Raw genomic sequence first — 12,974 nt, 5'->3', positions numbered from 1 at the left:
GTTGAGACGCGGGTGGCGGCGGCTTATGTCAGCCTCGTGCGGCGCGCAACGTCGTACCTCGCGGATGGGCTCGCGGCGCAGCTTCACGTTGGCGCGCCGAGGACTTCGCGGGAGAATGTCGAGGAGTTGTCATGCCGATTGCCCTGCTGCCGGACCGCGCCGTCATCGTCATCGCGGGCGAGGAGGCCGCGAGTTTTCTCCAGGGCGTGGTGACCTGCAATATCGAGACCCTCGAACCGGGTGAGGCGCGGCTCGGCGGGCTGCTGACCCCGCAGGGCAAGATCCTGTTCGATTTCCTGATCTGGCGCTCCGGCGACGGCTTCCGCCTGGATTGCCCGGCCGATCAGGCCCCGGCGCTCGCCAAGCGCCTCACGCTCTACCGCCTGCGCGCCAAGGTGACGATCGCCGTCGACCCGACCCTGGGGCTCGCCGCCGCCTGGGGCGGGGCGGAGGCCGCCGCCGCCACCGAGCGCCTCCGCGAAGGGCGTCTACCGGCGTTGGGCGAGCGCCTCGTCTTCGCCGAGGGCGCGTTCTCGGCCGATGCCACCGAGGCGGATTACCACGCCCACCGCATCGCCCTCGGCATTCCCGAGGGCGGACGCGACTTCACCTATGGCGATGCCTTCCCGCACGAGGCGCTGATGGACCAACTCGGCGGTGTCGATTTCAAGAAGGGTTGCTATGTCGGCCAGGAAGTCGTGTCACGCATGCAGCATCGCGGCACGGCCCGCACCCGCATCGTTCCGGTGATCTCCCGCGACGGGGAGGCCGTGACCTCCGGCGCGGAGGTGACTGCGGGAGCGCGGGGGCTCGGCACGATCGGGAGCGTGTCGGGAGCGCGCGGCCTCGCCATGCTCCGTCTCGACCGCCTCGCCGATGCGGTCGCCGCCGGTGAGCCGGTGCGCGCCGGTGCGGCGATCCTCGGCGTCGAGAAACCCTCCTTCGCCACCTTCGCCTTCCCGGAGGTGGCGCCGGCCGGGTGATCGGTGGCGACAACGACACCCGGTGAGCGCACCTCTCCCCGCTTGCGGGGAGAGGACCGAAGGCACCCCGTCGTGCCTTCGGTGAGTGGAGGCGAAGCCGGAGCGACGGTGAGGGGGCGATTTCGGAAGAGGCTCCTTGGACCGAGCCCCCGCACCTTCGGCTGCCGCCTCGCCGCGCCGACGACGGGGTCGTCGCGGCCCTCTCCCGGCGTGCGGGGAGAGGGGATGCGCACTTGATCGGTCCTGACGACGACCCTGCCTCCCTGCGTTCTCAGCCCATCTGGCGTTCTTGATCCGTTCCGATTACGCTCGATCCCATGTCCGACGATTCCACAGGCCTGATCCATCATTCCGACGGCTGCCCGCGCTGCTGGTGGGCCGGGCTCGACCCGGTCTACGTCGCTTATCACGACACCGAATGGGGCGTGCCCGAGCGTGACGGCCGGGCCTTGTACGAGAAACTGATCCTCGACGGGTTCCAGGCCGGCCTGTCCTGGATCACCATCCTGCGACGGCGCGAGGGCTTCCGCCGGGCCTTCGCCGGGTTCGAGCCGGAGGCCATCGCACGGTTCACGCAGGCCGATGTCGAGCGGCTGATGCAGGATACCGGGATCATCCGGAACCGCGCCAAGATCGTCGGGACCATCGCGGGCGCCCGCGCCTTTCTCGCCATCGAGGAGCGCGGCCCCGGCTTCTCGCGCTTCCTGTGGGACTTCGTCGAGGGCAGGCCGATCCAGGGCCGGGCGACGGACCGGGCCGGCATCGCCACCGAGACAGAGGTCTCGCGTACCATCTCCCGCGCCCTTAAGACGGAAGGGTTCAGCTTCTGCGGCCCCACCATCGTGCATGCCTTCATGCAGGCGGTGGGCATGGTGAACGACCATCTGATGGGCTGCCATCGACAGGCTCCCTGCGCCGCCATGGGGGTGGATCGGTGAGCACCGCCCCCCGCGCCTGGCAGCGGATGTTGTCGGGCCGGCGCCTCGATCTCCTCGACCCCTCGCCGCAGGATATCGAGATCGCCGACATCGCCCACGGTCTCGCCCGCGTCGCCCGCTGGAACGGCCAGACCGCCGGACCGCACGCGTTTTCCGTGGCCCAGCACGCCTTGCTGGTCGAGGCTCTCGGGGCGGATCTGGCGCCCGGCCGGAGCCGGATGCAGCGTCTCGAATTCCTGCTGCACGACGCCCCGGAATACGTGATCGGTGACATCATCTCGCCGTTCAAGGCGGCGATCGGCCCGTCCTACAAGAGCGTGGAGTTGCGCCTGATGGCGGCGATCCGCCGGCGCTTCGGCTTGGCGGAACCCACGGAGGAAGAGGTTCGCCTCGTCAAGCGTGCCGATGCGGTCGCGGCCTATCTCGAGGCCACACGCCTTGCCGGCTTTTCCGAGGAGGAAGCCGGTACCATCTTCGGCCACCCCGACGAAACGGGGCCTGAGGCGCTGGCCTTGGTCGAGCCGTGGCCCATCGCCGAGGCGCAATCCCGGTTCCTCGCTCGTTTTCAGTCTCTTAGCCACGATTTCTGATGTCGGACATTCACGTCTGCCCTCTGTCGCAACTGCCCCAGACCCTCGAACGCATCGGGGCGAACCATCTGATGACGCTGATGAAGGTCGGTACCGCGATCGACCGGCCCGACAGTATTGCCGACGGGCGCCATTGCGTGGTCGAAGTCAGTGACATCGTCGCTCCCCTCGACGGGCATGTCCTTCCGGGCGAGGTTCATGTGCGTCGAATCCTCGATTTTGCCGCTTCATGGGATCGGGAGCGTCCGCTGCTGATCCACTGCTATGCCGGGATCAGCCGCTCCACGGCAGCGGCCTATATCGCCGCCTGCGCTCTGTCCCCGGAACGGGACGAGGCCGAGATCGCCCTTGCTCTGCGCGCCGCATCGCCGTCGGCGACGCCCAACGCCCTGTTCGTGGACATCGCCGACCGGCTACTGGCGCGCGAGGGACGGATGTCGGCCGCCATCGCTGGGATCGGGCGGGGCGCGGATGCGTTCGAGGGAACCCCGTTCGTTCTCACGTTGGGGTGAAGAACAGGCCTCGGCCCAGCTTAGAATTGTGCCGAATCGAGTGTGGCCGAAACGACGCCACCCTTGACGAACTGCACGCCGATAGAGCAGCTGACGCCCCCTTGGGCTTGTCGGGCGGGCGGGCGCAGGCTTAGACCGGCACGATGAGGGGTACCCTGGGATGACCACAGCCCGATCCGCCGTGGCGGCGACAACCGATTCGAATGCGTCCGGTGAGGGGCTCGATCTGCCGTTCGAGAAGGCGCTCGAACAGCTCGAGGAGATCGTACGTCGGCTCGAGAAGGGCGATGTGCCCCTGGACGAGTCGGTTACGATCTACGAGCGCGGCGAGGCCCTGAAGCGGCATTGCGAAGGCCTGCTGCGGAAGGCCGAGGCGCGGATCCAGACGATCACGCTGGGGCCCGATGGGCGCGCGGCGGGGGTCGCTCCCCTCGATGTCGGCTGAGCCCAGGAGGTCGTGATGATCTGTGGCTCTTTCGAAAATATTCATCTGCCGCAACAAGTTGCGCGCTTATCTTCCCTCCGGACGTGAGGTTGATTCGGTGTCACGGATAGAAACCTCGATCCTCGACGGGCTTGACGAGACGTCTGCTCTTCGCGCGCTTCCCGAGAGCCAGCTTCAGGCGGTGGCGGACGCTGTGNTGTCACGGATAGAAACCTCGATCCTCGACGGGCTTGACGAGACGTCTGCTCTTCGCGCGCTTCCCGAGAGCCAGCTTCAGGCGGTGGCGGACGCTGTGCGTCTGGAGATGATCGACGCGGTGTCGGTGACGGGCGGTCACCTCGGGTCGGGGCTCGGCGTGGTCGAGCTGACGGTGGCGCTGCATCACGTGTTCGACACGCCCGACGACCGGATCGTGTGGGATGTCGGGCACCAGGCCTACCCGCACAAGATCCTGACGGGGCGGCGNACGGTGGCGCTGCATCACGTGTTCGACACGCCCGACGACCGGATCGTGTGGGATGTCGGGCACCAGGCCTACCCGCACAAGATCCTGACGGGGCGGCGCGACCGGATCCGGACGCTGCGCCAGCCGGGCGGGCTGTCGGGCTTCACCAAGCGGTCGGAGAGYGTCTACGACCCGTTCGGGGCGGCGCATTCCTCGACCTCGATCTCGGCGGCGCTYGGCATGGCGGTGGGCCGCGATCTCGACGAGTCGACGGCCAAGGCCAAGGGCCAGCCCGCTCCGAAGCGCCGCAACATGGTGGCGGTGATCGGCGACGGTTCGATGTCGGCGGGCATGGCCTACGAGGCGATGAACAATGCCGGCGCGCTGCATTCGCGCCTCATCGTGATCCTGAACGACAACGACATGTCGATCGCCCCGCCGGTGGGGGCGATGTCGGCCTATTTCGCCAGGCTCGCTTCGGGCGGGACCTATCGCGGCCTGCGCGAGACGGCCAAGCAGCTCGGCAAGCTGCTGCCGAAGGCGATCTACCAGCGTGCGGCGGCGGCGGAGGAATACGCCCGTTCCCTGGTGGTGGGCGGCGGCACGATGTTCGAGGAGATGGGCTTCCACTATGTCGGCCCGGTCGACGGGCACAACCTCGACCATCTCCTGCCGATCCTGAAGAACGTGCGCGATTCGGACCAGGGCCCGATCCTGCTCCATGTCGTSACCCAGAAGGGCAAGGGCTACGCCCCGGCCGAGGCGTCGGCCGACCGCTACCACGGGGTGGTGAAGTTCGACGTSCTGTCGGGCGTCCAGGCCAAGGCCAAGCCGAACGCGCCGGCCTATACCCGCGTCTTCGGTGAGAGCCTGATCAAGGCGGCGGATGCCGACGACAAGGTGGTGGCGATCACCGCGGCGATGCCGGGCGGCACCGGGATCGACCTGTTCGGCAAGGCGCATCCGGACCGGACCTTCGATGTGGGCATCGCCGAGCAGCATGCGGTGACGTTCGCCGGCGGTCTGNGGCGGCACCGGGATCGACCTGTTCGGCAAGGCGCATCCGGACCGGACCTTCGATGTGGGCATCGCCGAGCAGCATGCGGTGACGTTCGCCGGCGGTCTGGCGACGGAGGGCTACAAGCCGTTCGTGGCGATCTACTCGACCTTCCTGCAGCGGGCCTACGATCAGGTCGTGCACGACGTGGCKYTGCAGAACCTGCCCGTGCGGTTCTGCCTCGACCGGGCGGGGCTGGTGGGTGCGGACGGGGCGACTCATGCGGGCGCGTTCGATCTCGCTTATCTCTGTTGCCTGCCGAACATGACGGTGATGGCGGCCTCCGACGAGGCCGAGCTGGTCCACATGGTGGCGACCCAGCATGCCCATGACAGCGGCCCSATCGCGCTGCGCTATCCGCGCGGCGAGGGGGTCGGTGTCGACCTGCCCGAGCGCGGCGTGCCGCTGCCGATCGGCAAGGGCCGGATCGTGCGGCGTCCCGAGGGCRCACGGGTGGCGCTGYTGAGCCTGGGCACGCGTCTGGGCGAAGCCTTGAAGGCGGCCGACCTKCTCGAGACGCTGGCGGCGAGCCACGAGGTTCTGATCACCCTGGAAGAGGGCTCGGTCGGCGGTTTCGGGGCTATGGTGCTGCATCTCCTGTCGGAGAAGGGCGCGCTGGACACGGGCCGGGTGCGGGTGCGGACGCTGACGCTGCCGGACACCTACCAGGACCACAACAGCCCCGACACCATGTATGCCGAGGCCGGCCTCGACGCCGACAGCATCGTCCGCACCGTTCAGGCCACCCTGCCCGAGCAGAAGGCCGGACGTCTGCGTCTCGCCTGACCTCCGGCCCCTGGCGTGTGGCCGCGCACGGAAGTCTCCGTGTGTGGCCGCGCTGCGCTTGTTCGCCTCGCCTATCGATGAGAAAAGACCGGGCATAATGCCGGTTCGCACCGGCGCGTCTTCCTGTGCAATCCCCTGACCCTACGAGAGAAATGACAGAGGCCACCTCCTCCGGCAGGTTCGACGAGAACCGTTACGAAGCCGGCCCGGTTCTCATCACCGGAGCGAGTGGGTTCCTCGGTGCCGCCCTCGTGGACGTGTTCCGCAAGGCCGGCTTCTCCGTGCGGATCATGGTGCGGGCCTCCTCCCCGCGCACCAACCTCGTCTGGAACGACGTCGAGATCGTCGAGGGCGACATGCGCGATCGCGCGTCGGTCGCCGCCGCTCTCGCTGGCCAGCGCTACCTCGTCCACGCCGCCGCCGATTACCGGCTCTGGGCGCCAGACCCGGAAGAGATCGTCCGCACCAACCGCGACGGCGCCATCATCCTCATGGAGGAGGCGCTGAGGGCGGGGATCGAGCGGATCGTCTACACATCCAGCGTCGCCACCATCAAGCCGCATGACGACGGCACGCCCGCCGACGAAACGCGTCCTCTCACCCCCGGCACGGCCATTGGCGCCTACAAGCGCAGCAAGGTCGTCTCCGAGCGCGTGGTCGAGGAGATGGCGGCGCGTAACGGCCTGCCCGTGGTCATCGTAAACCCGTCGACGCCCATCGGCCCCCGCGACGTCAAGCCGACCCCCACCGGGCGGATCATCGTCGAGGCGGCCCTCGGGCGGATGCCCGCCTTCGTCGATACCGGCCTCAACCTCGCCCATGTGGACGACGTCGCCCACGGCCATCTCCTGGCCCTGCGCCATGGCCGCACCGGCGAGCGCTACATTCTGGGCGGCGAGAACGTGCTTCTGTCGCAGATGCTCGCCGACATCGCCGGCATGGTCGGCCGCAAGGCGCCGACCATCAACCTGCCGCGCGCCGTGGTCTATCCTATTGCGTTCATCTCCGAACAGATGGCCCGGATCACCGGCAAGACGCCCTTCGCGACCATCGACGGCATCAAGATGTCCCGCTACCGCATGTTCTTCACCGATGCCAAGGCACGGGCCGAACTCGGCTATTCCGCGCGGCCCTACCGCGAGGGGCTGTCGGACGCCCTCGGCTGGTTCCGCCAATCGGGATATCTGAAGTGACCGCAACCCTCGACAGCGCGACGGACGCGCGTTCGGGCAAGGGGCACAAGGACGAGAACTTTCCCGTCGCCTCCCACCTGATCCACCCGAAGAATCGCGGCGCGATCCTGGCTTTCTACGATTTCGTGCGTGCGGGCGACGACGTCGCCGACCACGCCGAGCTGTCGCCCGAGCGCAAGGTCGAGCTTCTCGACAACCTCGCCGACGCGCTGACCGGCAAGGGGCCCTCCGACCGTGAGGCTGAGCCGCTGAAGCGGGAACTCGCCGCGCGCGGCCTTCCGGCGACGCACGCCCTCGAACTCCTCGACGCCTTCCGCCTCGACGCGCGGAAGAACCGGTATGAGGATTGGGACGACCTCATCGCCTATTGCCGTCTCTCGGCCATGCCCGTGGGCCGCTTCGTCCTCGACATTCATGGCGAGGACCCGGCCGTGGTCTGGGGACCGTCGGACGCGATCTGCGCCGCGCTCCAGATCATCAACCACCTGCAGGATTGCGCGAAGGATTATCGCCGCAACGACCGGGTCTACCTGCCGCGGGACGTGCTGGAGCGCCACGGCGTCTCCGTGGACGCGCTCGCCGCCGACGAGGCCTCCCCTGCCCTGCGCGCGGTCATCCGTGAACTCGCCGAGCGGACCATGCTCCTCCTCGACGAGGGCGCGGTACTGCCCGACCTGATCGACGACCTGCGCCTGAGCCTCGAGATCGCGGCGATCCACCGCCTCGCCGTGGTGCTCACGAAGGGGCTGCTCACGCGCGACCCGCTTTCCGAGAAGGTCCATCACGGCAAGGCGGGCTTTGCCCTGACGGCTCTGGGCGGAATCGCCTCGACCCTGGCGCGGCGTCCGTTCCGCTCGCGCATCCTGCGCCGACACTCCACGCGCGTCGCGAGTCAGGGAGCGCAGTCATGAGCGCCACCGCATCACCCGCCCAGGAACCCGCGATGGCGCAGGACGCCGCCCTGCCGGCCGCCGGGTCTTCGTTCTACACCGCCATGCGGCTGCTGCCGAAGGATCGCCGGGAGGCGATGTACGCGGTCTACGCCTTCTGCCGTTCGGTGGACGACGTCGCCGACGATGGTGGGCCGGCGCCCGTCCGCGCGGCCGAACTCGACCGCTGGCGCGCCGATATCGATGCCCTTTATGCCGGAAACCCGGCTCCGCGCGTGCGCGACCTCGTGGTACCCATCCGCCGCTACGGATTGCTCCGCGAGGATTTCCAGGCGGTCATCGACGGCATGGCGATGGATGCGTTCGAGGATATCGTCGCCCCCGACGAGGCCACCCTCGATCTCTATTGCGACCGGGTCGCCAGCGCGGTCGGGCGGCTGTCCGTGCGCATCTTCGGCCTGCCCGAGGCCGATGGCATCCGCCTCGCCCATCACGAGGGCCGCGCGCTGCAGCTCACCAACATCCTGCGCGACATCGACGAGGATGCGGAGCGCGGCCGTCTTTACCTGCCGCGCGAGAAGCTCGCCGCCATCGGCCTTACCGATCCGACGCCCGAGGCCGCCATCGCTCATCCGCGCATCGGCGAGGTCTGCATCGCCGTGGCGAGGGAGGCGGAAGCCCATTACCGCGACACCTGGACGATCATCGACCGTAATCCGCGCAAGGAGACGAAGGCCCCTCGCCTAATGGCGGCGGCCTACCGGCTCTATCTCGACGCGGTGCTGAAGCGCGGCTGGGTCAGGCCCCGCGTGCGCGTGAAGCCCTCGAAGCTGGCCCTGCTCGGCGTCGCGCTGCGCCACGGGATTGTATGATGACGCAAATGCAGACCGGAACGGTCCATGTCGTCGGTGCAGGGCTTGCGGGCCTGTCCGCGGCGGTGTCCCTCGCCGAGCACGGTCGGCGCGTGGTCGTCCATGAAGCGGCCAAGCAGGCGGGCGGGCGCTGCCGCTCCTACTATGACTCGACGCTCGGCCTGACCATCGACAACGGCAACCACCTGTTGCTGTCGGGCAACCGTTCGTCCCTCGACTTCCTGAAGCTGGTGGGCGCCCCCGCCGATGCCCTGACCGGGCCGGAGGAGGCCGAATTCCCCTTCGCCGATCTGAAGACAGGTGAGCGCTGGACCCTTCGGCCGAATGCCGGGCGGGTGCCGTGGTGGGTGCTCCAGGCGTCGCGGCGGGTGCCGGGCAGCCGGGCGATGGATTATCTCGCGCCTCTGAGCATCCTCCGGGCCGCCTCGGGCAAGGCGCCGGGCCGTGCGGGCACGATCGGCGAGCGCATGGAATGTTCCGGGCCGCTCTACGAGCGCCTCTGGCATCCGGTGCTGCTCGCCGCCCTGAACACCGATCCGCAGGAAAGCGATGTCGGGCTCGCCGCCACGATCCTGCGCGAAACCCTGGGCGCGGGCGGCGCCGCTTGTCGGCCCCTCATCGCCGTCGGCGGCCTTTCGGTCGCCTTCGTCGATCCCGCCTTGTCGTATCTGGCCAAGCACGGCGCCGAGATGCGCTTCGGTCGTCGCCTGCGCGGCCTCGGCGCCGATGCGGGTCGGGTCGATACCCTCTTGTTCAACGACGAATCGGTGACGCTCGGTCCCGATGATTCGGTGGTGCTGGCCCTGCCGCCCTGGGTCGCGACCGACCTGATCCCAGGACTTTCGGCTCCGCAATCCTACCGCTCCATCGTCAATGCTCATTTCGCGATCCTTCCTCCACAGGGCTCGCCGTTATTGCTCGGTGTGGTGAACGGTTTGACGGAATGGCTATTCGCCTATCCGGATCGACTGTCGGTCACCATCAGCGGTGCCGATCGCCTGCTGGATATGCCGCGGGAAGACTTGGCGAAGCAGATCTGGGCCGAGATCTCGACTTTGACCGGACTTGCACCGGAACTGCCAAGCTGGCAGATCGTCAAGGAGAAACGGGCGACCTTCGCGGCGACGCCCGAAGAGGCCGCGCGGCGCGCGAGTGCCGTGACGGCCCACGACAATCTCGTCCTGGCGGGCGACTGGACCGCGACCGGCCTGCCATCGACGATAGAGGGAGCGATCCGTTCGGGAACGACGGCCGCGCAAGCGCTCCTTAAAGGCGCGCCTGCGCGCCGTGAAGCTGTGACGCGCGGCGCGGCGTGAGGAAGGGGCCGCATCAGGCGGCACTGAGGCGAGGATGATGCGAGAGGCATTCAAGAAGGTCGAGACGCTCCAGCGTCCCAAGACCCAGGAGATTTCCCTGGACGACGTCGAGCATGGAGTCATGCGGGCGACGCAGGCCCTGACGAATCTCGTCCATGTGGACGGGCATCTCTGTTTCGAACTCGAAGCGGATGCGACGATCCCCTCCGAATACATCATGTTCCACCAGTTCCGGGCGACGACCATTCCGCCCGAACTGCTGGCCAAGATTGGCAATTACCTGCGCCGGACGCAAGGAAAGCATGGCGGGTGGTCGCTGGTCCATGACGGGCCGTTCGACATGAGCGCCAGTGTGAAAGCCTATTACGCACTGAAATTCGTCGGCGACTCGATCGAGGCGCCCCACATGCGTCGCGCCCGCGAGGCGATCCTGTCGCGTGGCGGTGCCGCCAATTCCAACGTGTTCACCCGGTTCCTGCTGGCTCTGTTCGGCGAGGTGCCCTGGCGCGCCGTGCCGGTGATGCCCGTCGAGATCATGCATCTGCCGAAGTGGTTTCCCTTCCACCTCGACAAGATCTCCTATTGGGCACGCTGCGTGATCGTGCCCCTGCTGGTGCTGCAGGCGAAGAAGCCCCTTGCCAAGAACCCGCTCGGCCTCGGCATTCCCGAACTGTTCGTGACGCCGCCGGAGCATGTACGCTCCTGGCCGGGCAGCCCGCATGCGACCTGGCCCTGGACGCCGATCTTCGGCGCCATCGACCGGCTGCTGCAGGTCACGCAGGATTACTTCCCGAAGAAGCGCCGCCAGCGCGGCATCGACAAGGCCGTGGCCTGGACGAGCGAGCGCCTCAACGGCGAGGACGGCCTCGGCGCCATCTTCCCGGCCATGGTCAACACCGTGCTCATGTACGAAGTGCTCGGCTATCCGGCCGATCACCCGCAGGTGCTGATCGCCTGCGAGGCGGTCGAGAAGCTGGTCGTCGTCAAGGAGCACGAGGCCTATGTCCAGCCCTGCCTCTCGCCGGTCTGGGATACGGCCTTGGCCGGTCACGCCCTGCTCGAAGCCGGCGGCTCCGATGCCGAGCACCAGGCCCGGCGCGGGCTCGATTGGCTGCGTCCGCTCCAAGTGCTCGACATCAAGGGCGACTGGGCGGCCGGCCGTCCCAATGTCCGCCCCGGCGGCTGGGCGTTCCAATACGCCAACCCGCATTTCCCCGATCTCGACGACACCGCCGTGGTAGTGATGGCGATGGACCGGGCGATGCGCCAGCACGGTCTCGTCGCCGACGTACCGGATTATGCCGTCTCCATCGCCCGTGCGCGGGAATGGGTCGAGGGCCTGCAATCGAGCGACGGCGGCTGGGCGGCGTTCGACGCCGACAACAACCATCATTACCTCAACAACATCCCGTTCTCGGATCACGGCGCCCTCCTCGACCCGCCGACCGCCGACGTCACGGCCCGCGTCGTCTCGATGCTGTCGCAGCTCGGCGAGACCCGGGAGACCTCGAAGGCGCTCGATCGCGGCGTGAAATACCTCCTCGACGATCAGGAGGAGGATGGCTCCTGGTACGGGCGCTGGGGGATGAACTTCATCTATGGCACCTGGTCGGTGCTCTGCGCGCTCAACGCCGCCGGCGTCGATTCGGCCTCGCCGGAGATCCGCAAGTCGGTGTCCTGGTTGATCCGCATCCAGAACCCCGATGGCGGCTGGGGCGAGGATGCCTCGTCGTACAAGATCGACCCGGCCTTCGAGCCCGGTTATTCCACCGCGTCCCAGACCGCCTGGGCTCTCCTCGCCCTGATGGCGGCGGGCGAGGCCGACGATCCGGCGGTGACGCGCGGCATCAACTACCTGACACGGACGCAGGGCGCGGACGGGTTCTGGTCGGAGGAGCGCTATACGGCGACCGGGTTCCCGCGGGTGTTCTACCTGCGCTACCATGGCTACCCGAAATTCTTCCCGCTCTGGGCCATGGCGCGCTACCGCAACCTCAAGCGTAGCAACACGCGGTCTGTCGCCTACGGGATGTAGGCTCTCCTCGCCCCTCTCCCCTCTGTGGGAGAGAGTGCCTGCGGAGCATGCGGGAGGGGGGCCTCTCCGGAAACGTCGCTCCCCTCTCCCGACCCTCGCTGACGCGAGGGCCACCCTCCCCCGCAGAGGGGGAGGGAGTGCTGGCTGGAAATCCCATGCTCCCCATCCTCGTCGTCACCGGACTCTCCAAGGAGGCTCGGCTTGCCGCCGGTCCCGGAATCGAGGCCGTGGGAGCGGGTGGATCTCCGGAGCGCCTTCGTGCGCTGCTCGCCCTTCGCCGGGAGCCCGGATGTCGTGCCGCGATCAGCTTCGGCATCGCAGGAGGGCTCGATCCGTCACTGGTCCCCGGCGACGTGGTGATCGCCACCGGCATCGCCGATGAAACGGGACGCCGCGAGACCGACGCCGCCCTGCGCGACGCGATTCACTCCGCCCTGTCGAGAGCCGACCTGACGACGCACTCGGCGGACCTCGCCGGGGTCGACGCAGCGGTCGTGAGCGTGACCGCGAAGGCCGAACTGCATGCCCGTACCGGAGCGGCGGCGGTCGATATGGAATCCCATGTGGCGGCGGATTTCGCGGCTCGCCACGGCATTCCGTTCGCCGCGATCCGCGTGGTCTGTGACCCGGCCGAGCGCGCTCTGCCCGCCTTCGTCACGACGGCACTGAAGCCGAACGGCGACCCTGACATCATCGCCGTTCTCACCGCCCTCGGTCGGAACCCGACCCATCTGCCGGCTCTGATCCGTCTGGCCAGGGATTCTGGAAGAGCCTTCGCCGCTCTGGCTCGCTGCCGTCCTGGCCTCGTGCCGGACTTCGATGACCCCGGCGCACGACGCTCTGCCGGTGATGCCGCACGGTAGCTGCCCGCCGTATTCAATCGATACGACTAACGAAAAGCCCCGCGATGCT

The 12,974-nt window shown here is 68.1% G+C and carries 12 protein-coding genes and 2 pseudogenes; all 14 read left to right on the top strand.

Going from position 1 to position 12,974, the window contains the following annotated elements:
• Positions 1-131: 131 nt before the first annotated feature.
• Complete coding sequence (locus tag ASF32_RS04000) at positions 132-983, top strand: folate-binding protein YgfZ (protein ID WP_056423897.1); 852 nt, start codon at positions 132-134, stop codon at positions 981-983.
• Between the two features lie 317 nt (positions 984-1,300).
• The gene (locus ASF32_RS03995; RefSeq protein ID WP_056423894.1) at positions 1,301-1,921 is read left to right on the top strand and encodes a DNA-3-methyladenine glycosylase I; all 621 of its coding nucleotides are present in this window, start codon (positions 1,301-1,303) and stop codon (positions 1,919-1,921) included.
• 26 nt (positions 1,922-1,947) lie between these two features.
• Positions 1,948-2,511 (top strand): HD family hydrolase, encoded by a 564-nt coding sequence (locus ASF32_RS03990; protein WP_056423892.1) that lies wholly within the window; start codon positions 1,948-1,950, stop codon positions 2,509-2,511.
• Positions 2,511-3,023, top strand: coding sequence for a hypothetical protein (locus ASF32_RS03985; protein ID WP_056423891.1), 513 nt, complete (start codon positions 2,511-2,513; stop codon positions 3,021-3,023). The genes ASF32_RS03990 and ASF32_RS03985 overlap by 1 nt, the downstream gene beginning before the upstream one ends.
• Before the next feature lie 160 nt (positions 3,024-3,183).
• Positions 3,184-3,468: an exodeoxyribonuclease VII small subunit gene (locus ASF32_RS03980; RefSeq protein WP_056423887.1), complete on the top strand. Its 285-nt coding sequence runs from the start codon at positions 3,184-3,186 to the stop codon at positions 3,466-3,468.
• A gap of 205 nt (positions 3,469-3,673) precedes the next feature.
• A pseudogene (locus ASF32_RS26295) lies at positions 3,674-3,933 on the top strand (1-deoxy-D-xylulose-5-phosphate synthase N-terminal domain-containing protein); the annotation flags it as partial.
• A gap of 1 nt (position 3,934) precedes the next feature.
• Positions 3,935-4,939: pseudogene (locus ASF32_RS26290) on the top strand (1-deoxy-D-xylulose-5-phosphate synthase N-terminal domain-containing protein); the annotation flags it as partial.
• Between the two features lies 1 nt (position 4,940).
• On the top strand, positions 4,941-5,756 hold an 816-nt coding region (locus ASF32_RS26285; protein ID WP_280136535.1), incomplete at its 5' end, for a transketolase C-terminal domain-containing protein.
• Between the two features lie 152 nt (positions 5,757-5,908).
• Positions 5,909-6,949, top strand: coding sequence for a hopanoid-associated sugar epimerase (gene hpnA, locus ASF32_RS03970; RefSeq protein WP_056423885.1), 1,041 nt, complete (start codon positions 5,909-5,911; stop codon positions 6,947-6,949).
• Complete coding sequence (gene hpnC, locus ASF32_RS03965; RefSeq protein ID WP_056423884.1) at positions 6,946-7,860, top strand: squalene synthase HpnC; 915 nt, start codon at positions 6,946-6,948, stop codon at positions 7,858-7,860. Before hpnA ends, hpnC begins: the two co-directional genes overlap by 4 nt.
• Positions 7,857-8,711: a presqualene diphosphate synthase HpnD gene (hpnD, locus tag ASF32_RS03960; protein WP_056423882.1), complete on the top strand. Its 855-nt coding sequence runs from the start codon at positions 7,857-7,859 to the stop codon at positions 8,709-8,711. Before hpnC ends, hpnD begins: the two co-directional genes overlap by 4 nt.
• Entirely contained in the window at positions 8,711-10,027 is a 1,317-nt protein-coding gene (gene hpnE / locus ASF32_RS03955; RefSeq protein ID WP_082490359.1) for a hydroxysqualene dehydroxylase HpnE, read from the top strand. Before hpnD ends, hpnE begins: the two co-directional genes overlap by 1 nt.
• 37 nt (positions 10,028-10,064) lie before the next feature.
• Positions 10,065-12,062, top strand: a complete 1,998-nt coding sequence (gene shc / locus ASF32_RS03950) for a squalene--hopene cyclase (RefSeq protein ID WP_056424472.1) — start codon at positions 10,065-10,067, stop codon at positions 12,060-12,062.
• A gap of 155 nt (positions 12,063-12,217) precedes the next feature.
• Complete coding sequence (locus tag ASF32_RS03945) at positions 12,218-12,925, top strand: phosphorylase (protein ID WP_056423878.1); 708 nt, start codon at positions 12,218-12,220, stop codon at positions 12,923-12,925.
• Positions 12,926-12,974 lie beyond the last annotated feature (49 nt).

Origin of the sequence: Methylobacterium sp. Leaf91, from assembly GCF_001422815.1 — a bacterium.
In the GTDB taxonomy this organism is placed as follows: Bacteria; Pseudomonadota; Alphaproteobacteria; order Rhizobiales; family Beijerinckiaceae; genus Methylobacterium.
Note: the sequence above shows the minus strand (reverse complement) of the source record. Positions and strands in the feature narration are given on the sequence as shown.